General features: G+C 73.6%; 18 protein-coding genes. 13 read left to right on the top strand and 5 right to left on the bottom strand.

Translation table 11 applies throughout. From position 1 onward, the window contains the following. Position 1: 1 nt before the first annotated feature. Positions 2–895 carry a CoA transferase subunit A gene (locus tag ABD978_RS35580; RefSeq protein ID WP_425550804.1) on the bottom strand — a complete coding sequence of 298 codons (894 nt, stop codon included), beginning with the start codon at positions 893–895 and terminating at the stop codon, positions 2–4. Next, a complete protein-coding gene (locus tag ABD978_RS35575; RefSeq protein WP_345364518.1) occupies positions 892–1,644 on the bottom strand; it encodes an enoyl-CoA hydratase family protein in 753 nt (250 codons plus the stop codon). Before ABD978_RS35575 ends, ABD978_RS35580 begins: the two co-directional genes overlap by 4 nt. Before the next feature lie 57 nt (positions 1,645–1,701). On the opposite strand from ABD978_RS35575, the gene ABD978_RS35570 reads away from it, so the two are divergent. The 8 genes from ABD978_RS35570 to ABD978_RS35535 all read left to right on the top strand — a co-directional run bounded on the left by ABD978_RS35570 (position 1,702) and on the right by ABD978_RS35535 (position 8,981). Continuing rightward, positions 1,702–2,469, top strand: coding sequence for an SDR family oxidoreductase (locus ABD978_RS35570; RefSeq protein ID WP_345364516.1), 768 nt, complete (start codon positions 1,702–1,704; stop codon positions 2,467–2,469). After that, positions 2,466–3,365 (top strand): SDR family oxidoreductase, encoded by a 900-nt coding sequence (locus ABD978_RS35565; protein WP_345364514.1) that lies wholly within the window; start codon positions 2,466–2,468, stop codon positions 3,363–3,365. The genes ABD978_RS35570 and ABD978_RS35565 overlap by 4 nt, the downstream gene beginning before the upstream one ends. Before the next feature lie 184 nt (positions 3,366–3,549). Beyond that, on the top strand, positions 3,550–5,904 hold the full coding sequence (locus ABD978_RS35560; RefSeq protein WP_345364512.1) for an MFS transporter: 2,355 nt from the start codon (positions 3,550–3,552) through the stop codon (positions 5,902–5,904). A gap of 2 nt (positions 5,905–5,906) precedes the next feature. Continuing rightward, the gene (locus ABD978_RS35555; protein ID WP_345364510.1) at positions 5,907–6,524 is read left to right on the top strand and encodes a MarR family winged helix-turn-helix transcriptional regulator; all 618 of its coding nucleotides are present in this window, start codon (positions 5,907–5,909) and stop codon (positions 6,522–6,524) included. Continuing rightward, positions 6,521–7,297: an MSCRAMM family protein gene (locus ABD978_RS35550; protein WP_345364508.1), complete on the top strand. Its 777-nt coding sequence runs from the start codon at positions 6,521–6,523 to the stop codon at positions 7,295–7,297. Before ABD978_RS35555 ends, ABD978_RS35550 begins: the two co-directional genes overlap by 4 nt. A 13-nt stretch (positions 7,298–7,310) precedes the next feature. Beyond that, positions 7,311–8,120 carry a YceI family protein gene (locus ABD978_RS35545; protein ID WP_345364506.1) on the top strand — a complete coding sequence of 270 codons (810 nt, stop codon included), beginning with the start codon at positions 7,311–7,313 and terminating at the stop codon, positions 8,118–8,120. A gap of 110 nt (positions 8,121–8,230) precedes the next feature. Continuing rightward, a complete protein-coding gene (locus tag ABD978_RS35540; protein ID WP_345364504.1) occupies positions 8,231–8,590 on the top strand; it encodes a hypothetical protein in 360 nt (119 codons plus the stop codon). Then, the gene (locus ABD978_RS35535; protein WP_345364502.1) at positions 8,583–8,981 is read left to right on the top strand and encodes a hypothetical protein; all 399 of its coding nucleotides are present in this window, start codon (positions 8,583–8,585) and stop codon (positions 8,979–8,981) included. Before ABD978_RS35540 ends, ABD978_RS35535 begins: the two co-directional genes overlap by 8 nt. An 86-nt stretch (positions 8,982–9,067) precedes the next feature. On the opposite strand, the gene ABD978_RS35530 is transcribed toward ABD978_RS35535, so the two are convergent. After that, entirely contained in the window at positions 9,068–9,487 is a 420-nt protein-coding gene (locus tag ABD978_RS35530) for a hypothetical protein (RefSeq protein WP_345364500.1), read from the bottom strand. After that, entirely contained in the window at positions 9,484–9,864 is a 381-nt protein-coding gene (locus ABD978_RS35525) for a hypothetical protein (RefSeq protein WP_345364498.1), read from the bottom strand. The genes ABD978_RS35530 and ABD978_RS35525 overlap by 4 nt, the downstream gene beginning before the upstream one ends. Before the next feature lie 131 nt (positions 9,865–9,995). On the opposite strand from ABD978_RS35525, the gene ABD978_RS35520 reads away from it, so the two are divergent. Both ABD978_RS35520 and ABD978_RS35515 read left to right on the top strand, forming a co-directional pair. Then, positions 9,996–11,225: a sensor histidine kinase gene (locus tag ABD978_RS35520; protein ID WP_345364496.1), complete on the top strand. Its 1,230-nt coding sequence runs from the start codon at positions 9,996–9,998 to the stop codon at positions 11,223–11,225. Then, a complete protein-coding gene (locus tag ABD978_RS35515) occupies positions 11,222–11,860 on the top strand; it encodes a response regulator (RefSeq protein ID WP_345364494.1) in 639 nt (212 codons plus the stop codon). Before ABD978_RS35520 ends, ABD978_RS35515 begins: the two co-directional genes overlap by 4 nt. Positions 11,861–11,952: 92 nt before the next feature. Here the strand turns inward: ABD978_RS35515 and ABD978_RS35510 are convergent, their stop codons facing one another. Further along, positions 11,953–13,044, bottom strand: coding sequence for a lysylphosphatidylglycerol synthase transmembrane domain-containing protein (locus ABD978_RS35510; protein WP_345364492.1), 1,092 nt, complete (start codon positions 13,042–13,044; stop codon positions 11,953–11,955). Positions 13,045–13,350: 306 nt separating this feature from the next. Here ABD978_RS35510 and ABD978_RS35505 point away from each other — a divergent pair, with 306 nt between their 5' ends. From ABD978_RS35505 to ABD978_RS35495, 3 genes are read left to right on the top strand one after another with little or no spacing between them, the layout of a single operon-like run. Next, positions 13,351–13,890, top strand: coding sequence for a hypothetical protein (locus ABD978_RS35505; RefSeq protein WP_345364490.1), 540 nt, complete (start codon positions 13,351–13,353; stop codon positions 13,888–13,890). After that, on the top strand, positions 13,890–14,966 hold the full coding sequence (locus tag ABD978_RS35500) for an alpha/beta hydrolase (protein WP_345364488.1): 1,077 nt from the start codon (positions 13,890–13,892) through the stop codon (positions 14,964–14,966). The genes ABD978_RS35505 and ABD978_RS35500 overlap by 1 nt, the downstream gene beginning before the upstream one ends. Next, positions 14,933–16,093, top strand: coding sequence for an alpha/beta hydrolase (locus ABD978_RS35495; RefSeq protein ID WP_345364486.1), 1,161 nt, complete (start codon positions 14,933–14,935; stop codon positions 16,091–16,093). The genes ABD978_RS35500 and ABD978_RS35495 overlap by 34 nt, the downstream gene beginning before the upstream one ends. The last annotated feature ends 29 nt before the right edge of the window (positions 16,094–16,122 follow it).

Raw genomic sequence — 16,122 nt, 5'->3', positions numbered from 1 at the left:
GTCATCGCCCCTCCTCCCTCCGCCAGGCGCGGACGGCGGACTGGTAGGCCGCCTCGTCGCCGGTCAGGAACCGCTCGCGGAACCCCTCCCAGGCCGCCGGGTCGCCGGCCGCGGCGGCGTACGCCTGCTGGAACGCCTCGTCGCGGTCGTGGTCCGGTTCGCAGGAGGTGAAGTGGGCGCCGTTCGGGGTCTCGACGACGCCCGTGACGTGGGACCGGCTGATCAGCAGGCTCTGCACCGGGCCCTCCTTGCGCAGGTCGGCCGTCTCGATGAGACGTTCGCAGGAGACGTACGTCCGGGCCGCCGCCTTGGCGAACAGGTCGTCGAGGTACGGATCCGGGCCGAGGTACTGCGCGTTGCCGCGCCGGTCCGCCCGGTTCAGGTGGATCAGGGCGACGTCCATCGTCAGCGCGGGCATCGCGACGAGTTCCTCGCCGTCCCCGTACGGGGAGCGGACCGTCCGCAGCTCCGGGTTCACCCGCATGACGTCGGAGCCGAGTCCGGCGCGGGTGGGCAGGAACGGCAGCCGGTGCGCCGCCGCGTGCAGCCCGAGCATGAACATGCCCTCGTCGTACTCGGTGAAGGCGATCGTCCCCTGCTGCCGGGCCCGGCGGAAGTGCGGTTCGAGCGGGATCGAGTCGAGCGTCGCGAACGGAGCGACGACGCGCCGGACCTTCCCGTACGCGCACAGCAGCCCGACGTCCGGGCCGCCGTAGGACACCACGGTGAGGTCGCGCAGGCCGGATCGGCAGATCGCCCGGACCAGCGCCATCGGCTTGCGCCGCGACCCCCACCCGCCGATGCCGACGGTCGTCCCGGACTCGATCGAGCCGACCACCTCCTCGATCGAGAGCTCTTTCGTGGGCGCGTGCGCGCGAGGGGGCGCGGGGGTCACGTGGCCTCCTTGTCCGCGACGAAGGCGGCGCGGTGGCGATCGCCGGCGCCGGCCAGGTTGAGCTCGAAGGTGAAGCCCTGCTCGAACCGGTAGCTCCGTTTCGGGTCGACCGGGTCGATGCCGTTCAGCGACTCCTTGGCCCGGCGGATGACGTACGGGTCCTTCTCGGCGATCGTCCCGGCGAGCCGCAGGGTGGTGGCGCGCAGTTCGGCGGCGGGCACGACCTCGAGCACGGACCCGTGCCGGTGCAGTTCCGCCGCGGTGACGGTGCGGCAGGTGTAGACCATCGCCCGCATCAGGTGCTGCGGGACCAGCCGGGCCAGGTGGGTCGCCGCGCCCAGCGCCCCGCGATCGACCTCCGGCAGGCCGAAGTAGGCGTCCTCGGCGGCCACGACGATGTCGGCGTTGCCGACCAGGCCGATGCCGCCGCCCAGGCAGAAGCCGTGCACCGCCGCGATGACCGGGACCGCGCACTCGTAAACGGCGGCGAACGCCGCGTAGCAGCCGCGGTTGGCGCCGAGCAGCGCCGTGTGCCCTTCGGTGGCCTGCATCTCCTTGATGTCGACGCCGGCGTTGAAACCGCGCCCCTCGGCGCGGAGCACGACCACGCGGACGGCCGGGTCACGGCCGGCCGCCGTGACGGCGTCGGCCAGGTCGTGCCAGCCCTGGACGGTCAGCGCGTTGACGGGTGGGGCGTTCACGACGATGTCGGCGACGCCCGATCGATGAAGCGTGGTGGAGATGCCCATTGCGCTACCTTTCCACCAAACGTTTGTTAGAAGTAGTGTACAGAGGAAGGGGGTGCCATGCCCTACACGCTCGATCTCAGCGGCAAGGTCGCGGTCGTCACCGGGGGAGTGCGCGGGGTCGGCCTCGGCATCAGCCGGGCGTTCCTCGACGCCGGCGCCGAGGTGATCGCCGTCGCCCGCCACGCGCCGGACCGGCTGCCGTCCGGTCTGCGGTTCGTCCCGCTCGACGTACGCGACGCCGCCGCCGTACGGGACTTCGCCGAGGGTCTCGACCGGCTCGACGTCGTGGTCAACAACGCGGGCGGCACCCCCTACCTGCCGGCCGCCGACGGCGCCCCCCGCACCCACGCCAAGATCATCGAGCTGAACCTCGTCGCGCCCCTCTACGTCGCCCGGGCGGCCAACGCGGTCATGCAGCGCGGCGACGGCGGATCGATCATCATGGTCGGCAGCGTGAGCGGCGTGCGCCCGTCCCCAGGCACGGCGGCGTACGGCGCGGCGAAGGCGGGCCTGGACAACCTCACCCGCAGCCTCGCCGTCGAGTGGGCGCCGAAGGTGCGCGTCAACGCGCTGACCCTGGGGATGGTCCGCACCGAGCGGTCGCACCTGCACTACGGCGACGAGGCGGGCGTCGCCGCCGTCGAGCGCACCGTGCCCCTGGGGCGGCTGGCCGACCCGTACGACGCCGGGGCCGCGTGCGTCTTCCTCGCCTCCGACCTCGCCGGCTACGTCAGCGGCTCGGCACTGCTGGTGCACGGCGGGGGAGAGCGCCCCGCCTTCCTCGACGCGGCCAACGCGGACCGGACGAACCAGGAGGGTGAATGATCTGCCAGGGTCGAGTCGTCGTCGTGACCGGTGCCGGGCGCGGGCTCGGTCGCGCCCACGCGCTGGAGTTCGCCCGGCAGGGCGCGGCCGTCGTGGTCAACGACATCGGGGTGGGGCTGGACGGGTCCGGCGGCTCCTCGGGCCCGGCCGACGACGTGGTCGCGGAGATCCAGGGGGCGGGCGGGAAGGCGGTCGCGGCGCCGTACGACATCGCGACCGCCGAGGGCGCGGAGGCGCTGGTGCGGGCCGCGCTCGACGCGTTCGGGCGGCTCGACACCCTGGTCTGCAACGCCGGGTTCCTGCGGGACCGCATGCTGGTCAACCTGTCGGAGGAGGAGTGGGACGCGGTCACGCGCGTGCACCTCAAGGGACACTTCCTGCCGCTGAAGCACGCGGGCCTGCACTGGCGGGCCGAAGCGAAGGCGGGCCGTCCGGGGACCGGCCGCGTGGTGATGACCTCCTCGGGGGCGGGGCTGCTGGGCAGCGTCGGCCAGGGCAACTACGCGGCGGCCAAGGCGGGCATCGTCGGACTGGCCCTGGTGGCGGCGGCCGAGCTGGGGCGCTACGGCGTGCGGGTCAACGCGATCGCGCCGGCCGCGCGCACCCGCATGACCGAGGAGGTGTTCGCCGCGACCATGACGGCGCCCGGGGACGGCGGCTTCGACGCGATGGCGCCGGAGAACGTGTCGCCGCTCGTCGCCTGGCTCGGTTCGGCCGACTGTGACGTCACCGGCCGGGTGTTCGAGGTCGAGGGCGGCCGGATCTGCGTGATGGAGGGCTTCCGGCACGGGCCGGCCGCCGACAGGGGAGCGCGGTGGGAGCCCGCCGAGCTGGGGCCCGTGGTGCGAGGGCTGCTGGCCGACGCCGTGTCACCGGAGCCGGTGTACGGGGCCTGAGGCCCGCCTGTCCCTGCGGGTGACTCTGCGGCGTTCCACAGGTCGTACGGCCGGAGCGCCGCTCTCCGAAGGTGCGTCCCGGGACGTTCCTCCCTGGCCGGGCGTCTCGGGCGAATCGCCTTGCTCTATAGTTAGTTAGCACTAAGCAACATTTGTGCTGACGAACTACAGGAGCGAATCCCTGATGACGACGGGCGCCCACGCGCCGGGACGGCCGGACCACCGGGCCCTCGGTCCCGGGTACAAGTGGATCGCGCTGTCGAACACGACGCTCGGCGTGCTGATGGTCATGATCAATCAGTCGATCGTGCTCATCGCGCTGCCGAACATCTTCGACGGCATCGGCCTCGACCCCCTCGGTGCTGGAAACACCAGCTACCTGCTGTGGATGATGATGGGCTTCATGGTCGTCACCGCGGTGCTGGTGGTGTCCTTCGGCCGTCTCGGTGACATGTACGGCCGGGTCAAGATGTACAACCTGGGCTTCGCCGTCTTCACGGTCTGTTCGATCCTGCTGTCGATCAGCTGGATGCACGGGTCGTCGGCGGCCCTCTGGCTCATCGGCTGGCGGATCGTCCAGGGCGTCGGCGGCGCGCTGCTGTTCGCGAACTCCACCGCCATCCTCACCGACGCGTTCCCCGCCACCAAGCGCGGCATGGCGCTCGGCATCAACGCCATCGCGGGCATCGCCGGATCCTTCATCGGACTGATCCTCGGCGGCATCCTCGGCCCGGTCAACTGGCACTACGTGTTCCTGGTCTCGGTGCCGTTCGGCGTCTTTGGAACGTTCTGGGCCTACGTCAAGCTGCACGACACCGGCGTCCGCAAGAAGGCGCGGATCGACTGGTGGGGGAACCTGACCTTCGCTATCGGTTTGATCTCGGTTCTGATTGGCATCACGTACGGCATCCAGCCGTACAAAGATCACACCATGGGATGGACCAACCCGTGGGTGCTCACCGCGCTGATCGGCGGCGCGCTTGTCCTGTGCGCCTTCCTCTACATCGAGACGAAGATCGCTGAGCCGCTGTTCAACCTCTCGCTCTTCAAGAACCGCACCTTCACCGCGGGGAACCTGGCGAGCCTGCTGACCGCGCTCGGCCGAGGCGGCCTGCAGTTCATGCTGATCATCTGGCTGCAGGGCATCTGGCTGCCCCAGCACGGCTACAGCTTCGAGGACACGCCGCTGTGGGCGGGCATCTACATGATCCCGCTGACCGTCGGCTTCCTGCTGTCGGCGCCGCTGTCCGGGATCCTGTCGGACCGGATCGGCGTCCGGGTGTTCACGGTGGGAGGCGCGCTCGTCACGGGACTCAGCTTCCTGCTGCTCCTCGCCATCCCGGTGAACTTCTCCTACTGGGTGTTCGCCGTGCTGCTCGTCGTCAACGGCATCGGCTCCGGCATGTTCGCCTCCCCGAACCGCGCCGACATCATGAACTCGGTGCCGGCCGACCAGCGGGGTGTCGGCGCCGGCATGACCGCCACGTTCCAGAACGCCGCGATGGTGCTGTCCATCGGCATCTTCTTCAGCCTCATGGTGGCGGGCCTGTCGCACAGCCTGCCGTCGTCGATGTACAGCGGGCTGACCGCCCAGGGCGTCCCGGACCAGACGGCTCAGACGATCTCGCACCTGCCGCCGATCGCGGTGCTGTTCGCGGCCTTCCTCGGCTACAACCCGATGCAGCAGCTCCTCGGCCCGGAGCTGCACAAGCTGCCCGCCGACCACGCCTCCTACCTCACCGGGCGCAGCTTCTTCCCGCACCTGATCACCGAGCCGTTCCACGACGGCCTGACGATCGCGTTCTGGTTCGCGATCGCCGCCTGCGTCGTCGCCGCGATCGCGTCGCTGCTGACCAAGCGGAACAAGCCCGGAGAGCGGCCCGCCGAGCACGAGTCGCTCGGCTCGGAGCTGGCCGGGGTGACCGGCGAGGCCGGGCTGGCGCTCAGCGAGCCCACCGTCCCGCAGATGGTGCCGACGACCTCCCACGCGCCGGCGGCCGCCCAGCGGGCGATGTCGAACGGCCGGACCGGGCCGGTCATCGCGGGCCTCATCCACGACGGCGCGGGCACGCCCGTGCCCGGCGCCGCCGTCACGGTCACCGGGCCGGACGGGCACCAGCTCGGGCGGGCCACGACCGGACCGGACGGCCGGTACTCGATCGCGGTCACCGACGGCGACCACCTTGTCATCGTCACCGCGCCGGGCCGCGTCCCGCAGGCCGCGACCGTCCTCGTGGGCGAGGCGTCGATCGTCCGGGACTTCCCGCTCGTGCCCGACAGCGCACCCCCGACCGGCGTGCTGTCCGGCGTGGTGCGGTCTCCGCACGGCGAGCCGGTCGGCGGGATCACCACGACCGTCACCGACGAGAGCGGTGAGGTGGTCGCGACCACGGTCACCGACGAGAACGGCGCCTACCGGATCACCGGCCTCGCGGACGGCGGCTACACGCTGGTCGCGGCGGGTCACCGTCCCGTGACGACGACCGTCCGCGTCCCGCCCGGAGTGCCGTCCACCGTGCGCGTCGCGCTGGGCGAGTGACCATGGACGCCGATCCCCGGGCGGACCGCGTGAACGTGGACCGCCCGGCCACCGGCCCCGGCCCGGACGGGGAGGCGGCGCCCCGCCCTGAGGGCGCCGGCGCGGACGCCGGTCCGGCGCCGGGCGGGGAGGCCGGGTCCCGGGTGGAGCAGGCCCCGGCCGACGCCGCCGAGGAGTCCGCCGAGGTCGCCGGACGGCTCCGGGTCGCGCTCGAAGCCCTCAACCGCCGGTTGCGCAAGGACTGGCCGGATCACCTGACCCCGAGCCGGCTGTCGGCGTTGACCACCATCGCCGCCGGCGGGCCGCTCCCCGTGGGGGAGCTCGCCCGCCGGATGGCGGTCAGCACCCCGACCGTCTCCCACATCGTGGACGCCCTGGCGAAGCTGCAACTGATCGACCGGCGGCCCGACCCACGGGACCGCCGGGTGTGCCGGCTCGTCCTGAGCGACGCCGGTGACGAACTGCTGGACGATCTCGGGCGGCGCACCACCGGGTTCCTCGCGGACCGGATCCGCCTGCTGCCGGCGGATCAGCGGGTCGGCCTCGCCGCCGCCGTGCCCGCCCTCGAAGCCTTGGCCGCGGCCCCGGAACGGCCGCACGACGGAGGAATGGACCGATGACTGAGAACACGGCGCTGAGCGAGACGCTCACCGTCTTCGGCACGGTACAGCGGACGGAGGGCCCGCCGGTCGCCGACGCGGTGGTCACGCTGGCCGACATGGCCGGCCGCAAGATCGGTTCCGCGTACACCGGGATGGACGGGGAGTACCGCCTCACCGTGCAGAAGGGCGGCACCTACCTGATCATCGCCTCGGCGCCCGGCCACGAGCCGATCGCCTCGCTCGTGGCGGTCGGGACCGGGACCGTCCGCCACGACATGACCATCGCCGGCGTCGGCGGGCTGATCGGCATCGTCCGGCTGTCCGGCACCCGCCAGCCCGTCGCGGACGCGGCGATCACCGTGACCGACGTCCAGGGCGACGTCGTCGCGACGGCGCGCAGCACCGAGGGCGGCGGCTTCTCGTTCATCAGCCTCCCCGAAGGCTCCTACACGCTGGTCGCCTCCGCTCCCGGCCAGCGGCCGGTGGCCGCCGCGGTCACGGTCCGGCAGGGCACGCAGACCCGGCAGGACCTGGATCTCCTGGCGCGCGGCACGCTGAACGGCGAGGTATGGCTGCAGGATCGGCCGTACGACGGCGCGCGGCTCACGCTGATGGACCAGTCCGGGAGGATCGTCGGCACCGCGGTGAGCGGTGTGGCCGGTGAGTTCTCCTTCGAAGACCTCGAACCGGGGACGTACACGCTCGTCGCCGCCGGTCATGGCCCAGCCGCCGTTCCCGTCCAGATCACCGGCGGCCGGCCCGTGGACGCCGACGTCACGCTGACCGCCTGAAAGGGGCCTCTCAGTGAACTACGCGAACGCCGCTGTGACGGCCCGGATCGTCGCCCCCGGGGGATGGCCGGTCGAGCACGCGATCCTGACACTCACCGACTCCACGGGCCGCCAGGCGGCCCGCGTCGCGGTCGACACGAGCGGTCGCGCCTCCATGGAGGGAGTCCCGCCCGGCGTCTACACGCTCATCGTCTCGGCCGCGGGACACCAGCCGGAGGCCCGGACCGCGGTGGTCGGCCCGGCCGGCCTCGACCTCGGGGACATCGAGATCGCCGGGACCGGCGGGCGCCGGTTCCCCGAACCGGGGGTCTGGGACATCGACCCGGTGCACTCCTCCGTCCAGATCCGGGCCCGCCACATCGGGCTCGTCAGCGTCCGGGGGCGGATCACCGACTTCGGCGGCGAGATCGTCGTCACCGACCCCGTGGAGAACTCCACCGTGGAGGTCACCCTGCGGCCGGCCAGCATCGACACCGGGAACCCCGACCGCGACACCCACCTGCGCAGCAAGGACTTCCTGTACGTCGAGGAGTACCCCGACATCACCTTCCGCAGCAAGGGGCTGCGGCGGCTCGCCGACGACCGGTGGGCGATGGACAGCGAGCTGACCATCCGCGGCACGACGCGCCCGGTGACGCTGGACACGACGTACCTCGGCACCGGGCCGGACCCGTGGGGCGGCACGCGCTGCGGCTTCCACGCGGTCACGGAGCTGAACCGCGACGAGTTCGCCGTCGACTGGAACCAGGCCGTGCGCGTCGGGATCGCCACGGTCGGGGGCACTCTCCGGGTCGAACTCGACGTCGAGCTCGTGAAGCGCTGAGAGCCGCGTCGAACGGCGCCCCGGGGTCGCCGACGGCGTGTACTACATCCCGTAGTACGGTCTTCGTCCGAAGGCGAACCGAACGGCGAATCCCTGAGGAAGGCTGACGCGTGGTCCAGGCCCTGGCGGTGTCACTGATCATCGGCGTGCTCGTGCTCGCCGGTCTGGCGCTCGTGACGGCCGCCCTGAACCGCCGGGTCGGCGTGGTCCTGCTGGGCGCCGCCGCGCTGGGCGAGGCCGGTCTGCTCGTCCAGGTCGTCTGGGCGATCGTCCGGCTGGCGGGCGGCGCCCGGCCGGTCGGCGGGATGCCGATGTTCATCGGCTACCTCGCCGGGTCGCTGGTGATCCTGCCCATCGCCGCGTTCTGGGGACTGGCCGAGCGCACCCGCTGGGGCCCGGTCGTCCTGGCCGCCGGTTTCCTCGTGATCGCCGTCCTCATCGTCCGCATGCAGCAGGTGTGGCATGGCTGAGCCGACCGCGCGGCGATCCGGACCGGGGCGGGTGCTGGTCGCCGTGTACGGAGTGTTCGCCCTCGCCGCCTCGTCGCGGGCCGGCGTGCAGATCGCCACCAAGTTCCACCAGGCGCCGGTGGCCTACCTGCTGTCGGCGTTCGCCGCGGTCGTGTACGTGCTCGCCACCGTGATGCTGGCCCGCTCCGGCCGTACCTCCCATCGCGTCGCCGTCGTCTCCTGCACCGTCGAATTCATCGGCGTGCTGGCGGTCGGCACCTACAGCCTCACCGACCGCGCCGCCTTCCCCGACCCGACGGTGTGGTCCGGCTACGGCAGCGGGTACGGCTTCGTGCCGCTCGTGCTGCCGGTGCTCGGACTGCTCTGGCTGCGCCGGACCGCACCCCGCTGAGCCGGACCCGAGCCGGGCTGAGCCGGACGAGCCCCGCTGAGCCCCCGGCCCGAGCCTCGCTGAGCCGGGCCCGGGGCCTCGCGTCGCTACGCCCGGGCCGCGCCGGTGGGGGTGGTCGCCGGGTCGCTTCGGCCCGGGGCCGCCGGGCCGGCGTCCTCGCGCAGGCCGTGGCGGTCCCACCAGCGCGCCAGCGGCCGTGGCGCCCACCAGACGCGCGCGCCCAGCAGGCGCATCGTCGCGGGCACGAACGCCGGATCGTCCACGGTGCGCGCCGGGTCCTCGTACAGCACGACCACGTCGGCGGCGTACCGGCCGAGCGGACCGGCGAGGATCCGGTCGGCGCGGGAGGACTCGGCGGCCGGGGGATCGAACCCGGCCCCGCCGGTGAAGGCGCCGAACACGCCGGTGCCCCAGACACCGGCGAAGACGGCGAAGACGAGGGCGGCCGCCACCACCCACCGGCGCCGTGCGGCCGCGAACCGGCCCAGCGCCGCGAACACGGTCACCTCCACCCCTGCGCCCGGACCCGCAGCGCGAAGGCGGCGCAGGCGGCGGCGAACGGCAGCTCCAGCGTGAGCGCCATCACGATCGACGTGGGCCGGTAGCCGGGCCGCGCCGTCATCACGTCGAACCACACGTCGGCGAGCATCAGGGCGGTCAGCCCGGCGGCGGTCAGGGCGGCCCGTCCATCCCGGCGGCGGGCCAGCCATCCGGTCAGCGCCATGCCGGCGACGAGCAGCAGGTCGAAACCGATCCAGAGGGGACGGGCGGCGGCGGAGGCGTAGAAGCCGAGCAGCACGGTCCATACCCCGACGGCGATGGCGCCGCCGAGGAAGACGAACGCCGCGAGCGCGCCGTCCCGGTGGGCGAGGTGTGTCGTCATGCCCCCACCCTCGGCGGCGCCGTGCGGGTGCCGCTTCCGCCGTGCGGCCCGACCCGGCGGCCGGTCGTAGGAGCCGGCCCTCCTCCCGGAGGAGGACGGCGCCGATGCCGTCAGGCCATAACCTCTGCGGTGTGGAGAGACCCCGGCTCGGTCGCCTGCGCGGGAACGGAACCGCCCCGGCGCGCGCGATCCCGCTCGGGACCAGGTTCGCCCCGGCGCGGGCCGTCCTGCTCGGCGGCGGGTTCGCCCCGATCCGGGCGGTCCTGCTCGCCTGCGCGTTCGGCTACCTCCTCCTGCACCGGACCGGCGCTCCGCAGGCCCCGGCCGACTGGGGGTTCGCGCTCTGCTCACTCGCGCTGGGCGCGGCGGGCGGGCGGCTGCCGCTGACCGTGGCCCTCGGCCAGCCGGCGCTCCTCGCCCTGGCCGAGGCGTTCGGTCACGCGCCGCCGATCGGCATCAAGATCATGGCGAGCGTGGCGCTGTTCGAGGTGGCGCTCCGCCGGTGGGGCGTGCCCGCCCTGCTCGTCGCGGTGGCGCTGACCGTGGTCTACGCCGCCATCGGCCTGCCGGGCGACGTTCCGGCCCTGCTGTACAAGGTGGCCGCCGTCGTGGGCGGGCCGGTGCTGCTCGCCGCGTACGTCCGCTCGCTCGAACAGGTCGCGCGCAGCGCGCAGGAACGCGCCGCGGAGGCCGAGCGGGCCGCCCGCATGAGCGAGCGCACCGCGATCGCCCGCGAACTGCACGACATGGTCGCCCACCACATGGCCTCGATGGCGCTCCGGGTCGGCGTGGCCCGCCACGTCATCCCGCGCACCGACCCGAGAGTGACCGAGGTGCTCGACGACGTGCACGCCAGCGCGTCCAGCGCCCTCGCCGACCTGCGCCGCCTGCTCACCGCGCTGCGCGACCCGGACGACCCGGGCCGCCTGCTCACCGAGCCGACGGACCTGCCCGTCGCCCTGGACGGCCTCGTCGACCGGGCCCGGCAGTCGGGGCTCACCGTGGACTCCTCGGTCGCCCCCGAACTCGCCGGGCTCGACGCCGTACGCGGCCTGACCCTGCTGCGCCTCGTCCAGGAGGGCCTCACCAATGTCGTGAAGCACGCCGGGCGGCAGGCGTCCGTACGCCTCGCCGCGGCGATGACCGGGGACGGCGCCGTCAGCCTGGAGATCAGCAATGACATGGCCGGCGTCCTTCCACCGGCCGGCGGCCCACCGGCGGCCGGCGCCGGGCACGGCCTGCTCGGCATGCGCGAACGCGTGGACCTGGTCGGCGGCAGCCTCGAGGTCGGCCCCGCTCCCGGCGGGTGGCGTCTGTCGGCCCTGCTGCCCGAATCGGGTCCTGATCGGATGACGGCGTGATCCGGGTGCTCATCGTGGACGACCAGCATCTCGTGCGGGCGGGTCTGCGGATGCTGTGCGAGTCGACCGACGACATCGAGGTGACCGGCGAGGCCACGGCGGGCGCCGAGGCCGTACGGCTCGCGGCGCGGCTGGCACCGGACGTCGTCATCATGGATCTGCGCATGCCGGGCGTGGACGGCATCGCCGCGACGACGCGGATCCTCGCCGAACGGCCCGCGACGCGCGTCGTCGTCCTCACGACCTTCGACGACGACGACCATCTCTACCCCGCGCTCGCCGCCGGGGCCTGCGGTTTCCTCGCCAAGGACGTCGCACCGGAGACGCTCGTGGACGCCATCCGGCGGGCGGCGGACGGGGACAGCCCGTTCAGCACGCCGGTGCTGCGGCGGCTGGTCGCCCAGGCGGTCGGCGCCCGGCGGGACGACCCGGCGGCACCCGAACCGGCCCTCACGGGACGGGAGCGCGCGGTCCTGACCCTCCTGGCGGAGGGCCTGTCCAACGGGGAGATCGCCGAACGCCTCCACATCGGCGTCACGACGGTGAAGACGCACGTGGCGGGTCTGATGACGAAGACGGGATGCCCGAACCGCGTGCGGCTCGCGGTCTTCGCCGCCCGGAACGGCCTCACCTGAGCCGAGCCGACCGGCACCGAGCCGGCCAGGGCCGAGCCGACCAGGGCCGGGTCGGCCAGGGCCGAGGCGACCGGCGGGGCGGCCTCGCGGGGCTACAGGGCGTGCGTGCGGCGCAGGAGCCGGGTGCTGAGCACGCCCACCGGGACGGGCGCCCAGAACGTCATGGCCCGGAACAGCAGGACCCCCTCGGCCGCCTGGCCGGTCGGGACGTGCGCGGCCGCCAGCGCGGTGATCAGCGCGGCCTCGGTCGACCCCACCCCGGCGGGGGTCGGGATCGCGGCACCGGCCGTGGCGCCGAGCAGGTAGACGGCCAGCAGCGCGCCGAAGGCGCCGCTGTGCGTACCGGGCACGGCGAGCAGGCTGACCGCGAACGCCAGCGCCAGCGCGATATGCGCGCCGGTCGACGCGGCGACCGTCCACAGCAGGCAGCGCGGCCGGTGGACGAGGTGCCGCAGCGACCTGCCGACACCCGTGACCGTGGCACGGGCCCAGGCGCGTCCCCGCCCGCCCGGCCAGTAGAACACGACGAGGGCGAGCAGGACGGCCACGCCCGCGGCGGAGAGGAGGACCGGGACGATGATCCCGGAGTGGTGGCTCATGATCCGGCCGACGCGGATGTCCGGCATCGACGGGTCGTCCAGGCCGTTGCACACGCCGACGGCCAGCACGACGAGGCCGAGCTTCGTCACGCCCCGCATGAGGCCGGCCGCGGCCATCGCCGCCGTCGCCTCGTACATCGGCAGGCCGCGCCGGGTGAGGTACCGGCAGGTGACCGCGGCGGAGCCGAGCCCGCTGGGCGCCAGGCGGTTGGCCGCGGCTCCGGCGAACTGCGACGCCGTCACCTCCCACAGGCGGAGCCGCCGGCCGGACACGCCGTCGGCCGCGGCGCGCACGCCGAGCCCCGACGCGAGGTAGTGCAGCGTCGCCAGGGCGGCGACCAGCGGTACGAACTCCCACCGGATCCGGCCGGCGCGGGCGGACAGCGCCCCGGCCCAGCCGCGCACGTCGATGTCGCGGAAGCCGAGGTCGGTCAGCCGGGTGCCGACGACCACCCCGCACAGCGCGGCGGCGAGCAGTCCGGCGGCGACCCAGGTCCGCACCGGGAGCCGCCCCACGACCGACCCGTCGAACCGTTCGACGAGCGGCTCGGTCTCGCGTCGGCGGGTCAGGATTCGCGGGCTCATGGCCTCAACCTCCCCTGTCGAATGGAGCATCGGTGAAACAGGGGATGAGGGACGGCTGACGTGATGGTTCCTCCAGATCCACTGGCGGACGGGGCCATGGCCGACCACCGGCCGCCGTGGGCACTCACTGCCTGAATGGTACAACGTGACTGCTGTGGGTGATCATGCTTCTCGCGCGGCCGGGCGGCGGCGGGAAAGGTGAGGATCACGCTAACCATGCGTTGAACGAGTGCTGACCAACGTGTTCCTACGCTTGCGACAGCGATGTCGAGGGGATCAATGCTCCTACGGGAGCGAGAACACGTAATGAGCGCTTATTCGCCCGGCGGCCACTGGTCGCACCTGGCCCTGGTGGGCTGGGTGACCTTCGGGCCGGGCCTGTACGCCGTGCTGCTCGTGGCCGGGTGGTGGACGGCCCGGCACCGGCGCGCCCCGGTCATGGCCGCGGCGATCTGGGCGCCCGTCGGCGCCGTCGCCGCCGCCCTGGTCAACCAGCCGATCGAGCACCTGACGACCGTCCCGCTGCCCCTGCCGCACGGCATGGCGGCGCGTACGGCCGAGCTGCCCGCGCCGAGCGATCACGTGGCGGTCGCGGCGGCCACCGCCGCCGGGCTGCTCCTCGTGAGCCGCCGGCTGGGCCTGCTGGCGGGCGGCGCCGCGGCGATCATGGCTGTGACCTTCGCCGTCGGCGGCGTTCCGCTGAAGGACATCGCGGGCGGCGCCGTCGTCGGGGTGACGGTGACGTTGATCGGTTTCGTCCTGTTCGAGGGGCCCGTACGGCGTCTCGTCGCGCGGGCCCGCCGGACCCGGCTGCGGCCGATCGCCGGGCCGGGAAAGGTCTCCTGATGGGCTTGACCGACGGCCCGTTCGTCATTCTGCTCGGCATCCTCGGGTTCGCCGCGTTCGTGACCTGCGTCGTCCTGCTGCCCCTGGTCGCGGGCCGCGGCGTGCGCCAGGCGTCGGCGCGGGCGGGCCTCGTCGTGGGCACCCAGTCCGTGGTGGTGTTCGCGGTGCTCGTGGCGGTCAACTCCTCGTTCGGCTTCTTCGGCTCCTGGGCCGATCTGCTCGGCACGGACAAGAGCCGGGTACGGGTCGTCGGCGGAACGGACGCGACGGCGCCGCCCGCCGCGGCGGCGCAGCCGTCCCTGCGGCCCCGGTCCGACACGCTGTCGCGTGGTCTGCCCGCCGGCGAGGGACGCCTGGACGCGGTCGTCTTCCACGGCCTCCGCTCCGGCATCACGGCCACGGGTTACGTGTACGTGCCGCCGCAGTACTCCCATCACGCCTACCGAAGTCGGCGCCTGCCCGTCGTCCTGGTCCTCACGGCGGACGTGCCGGGCACGCTCACCCGGCTGCGCCTGCCGTCGGTCGCGGCCGGCCAGATCGCGGGCGGCGCGGTGCAGCCGACCGTGTACGTCCTCATGAGCCCGGTCGGCGCCTGTGTCGACGCGCCCGGCGGCCCGCAGGCCGGCACGTTCTTCGCCGAGGACGTGCCGATGGCGGTGACGGCCTCGTACCGGGTCGCGCGGGACGGCCCCGGCTGGGGGGTGATCGGTGACGCGGCCGGCGGTTACTGCGCGGCCCGGCTCGCCCTGCGGGCCGGCGACCGGTTCACCGCGGCGGCCTGCGCCGCGTCGTCGTACGGCGCGCCGCCCGGCGACCTCTACGGGCGCAGCGCGGCCATCCGGAACGAGAACGATCTGCTCTGGACGCTGGGTCACCGCCCGCCGCCCCCGGCGCACCTGCTCGTCATCACCGCCGGCGGGACCACCGAGCCGGCCCGGCGGCTCACCGCCCTGGTCCGCCCGCCGGCGAGTGCCGACTCCCTCACCGTCACCGGCGGCGGCACGCTCCCGACCTGGCAGCGGGACCTTCCTGCCGTACTGCGATGGCTCAGCGGCCGGCTGAGTCCGGAGAGCTGACGTCGATGGGCCTCACCGGCACCCCCTTCATCCTGTTCGTCTGTGTCCTCGCCCTGGCCGCGCTGGCCGGTGTCATATGGGTCGCGCCGCGCGCCGCGCGCCGGGTCCCGGCGCGGGTCGGCCTGCTGCTGGTCTCCCAGGTCCTGCTCCTGGCCGCCCTGCTCACCGTCGCCAACGCGTACTTCGCCTTTTACGGATCCTGGGGCGACCTGCTCGGCATGCCCGGAGCCGGGGGAGGCGGCACCGGCGATCCGGTCGGCCCGCACGCCCGGGCCGCGAGCGCCTCCACCGGACCGGACCCGCTGCTCGTTCCGGCGCACGACGCCTTCGTCGACGGCCACCAGTTGCCCGCCAAGGACGGCCGGCTGGAGGCCGTGACGATCCACGGCGCGCGATCGGGGATCACCGCCCTGGCCTACGTCTACCTGCCGCCGCAGTACTTCCAGGACCGGACCCGCCGCTTCCCCGTGACGCTGGCGCTCACCGGCTACCCGGGGAACGCCCAGAACCTCGTCACCCGCCTGCGCCTGCCGCAGACCGCCGCCCAGGAGATCGCCGCCCGCCGCCTCAAGCCGATGATCTTCGTCATGATGCGGCCCATGCTCACTCCGCCGCGCGACACCGAGTGCACCGACGTCCCGAACGGCCCGCTCGCCGAGACGTTCTTCGCGCGGGACCTGCCCGCCGCGGTCGAGACGGCGTACCGCACCGTGCCCGCGCCGACCGGGTGGAGCGCGATGGGGGACTCGACCGGCGGATACTGCGCGCTGAAGCTCGCGATGCGCCACTCCGACCGGTTCGCCGCCGCGATCTCCCTGTCGGGCTACTACAAGGCGCTGCGCGACATCACCACCGGCGACCTGTACGGCGGGAGCCCGGCCTACCGGAACGAGAACGACCTGGTCTGGCGGCTCCGGCACCGGCCCGCCCCGCCGGTCGACGTCCTGGTCACCACCAGCAAGGTGGGGGAGAAGGACTATCAGGCGACGATGCGGTTCATCGCGCTCGCCCGTTCCCCGATGCGCGTCGCCTCGATCACCCTGCCCACCGGCGGACACCACTTCAGCGTGTGGAACCGCGAACTCACCCCCGCGCTCCGCTGGCTGAACGGCCGCCTCGGCGTGTGACGCGCCCGCCGGCTCACTCCGGGCTCCGC

The organism is Actinoallomurus liliacearum, assembly GCF_039542035.1.
Lineage (GTDB): Bacteria > Actinomycetota > Actinomycetes > Streptosporangiales > Streptosporangiaceae > Actinoallomurus > Actinoallomurus liliacearum.
Note: the sequence above shows the minus strand (reverse complement) of the source record. Positions and strands in the feature narration are given on the sequence as shown.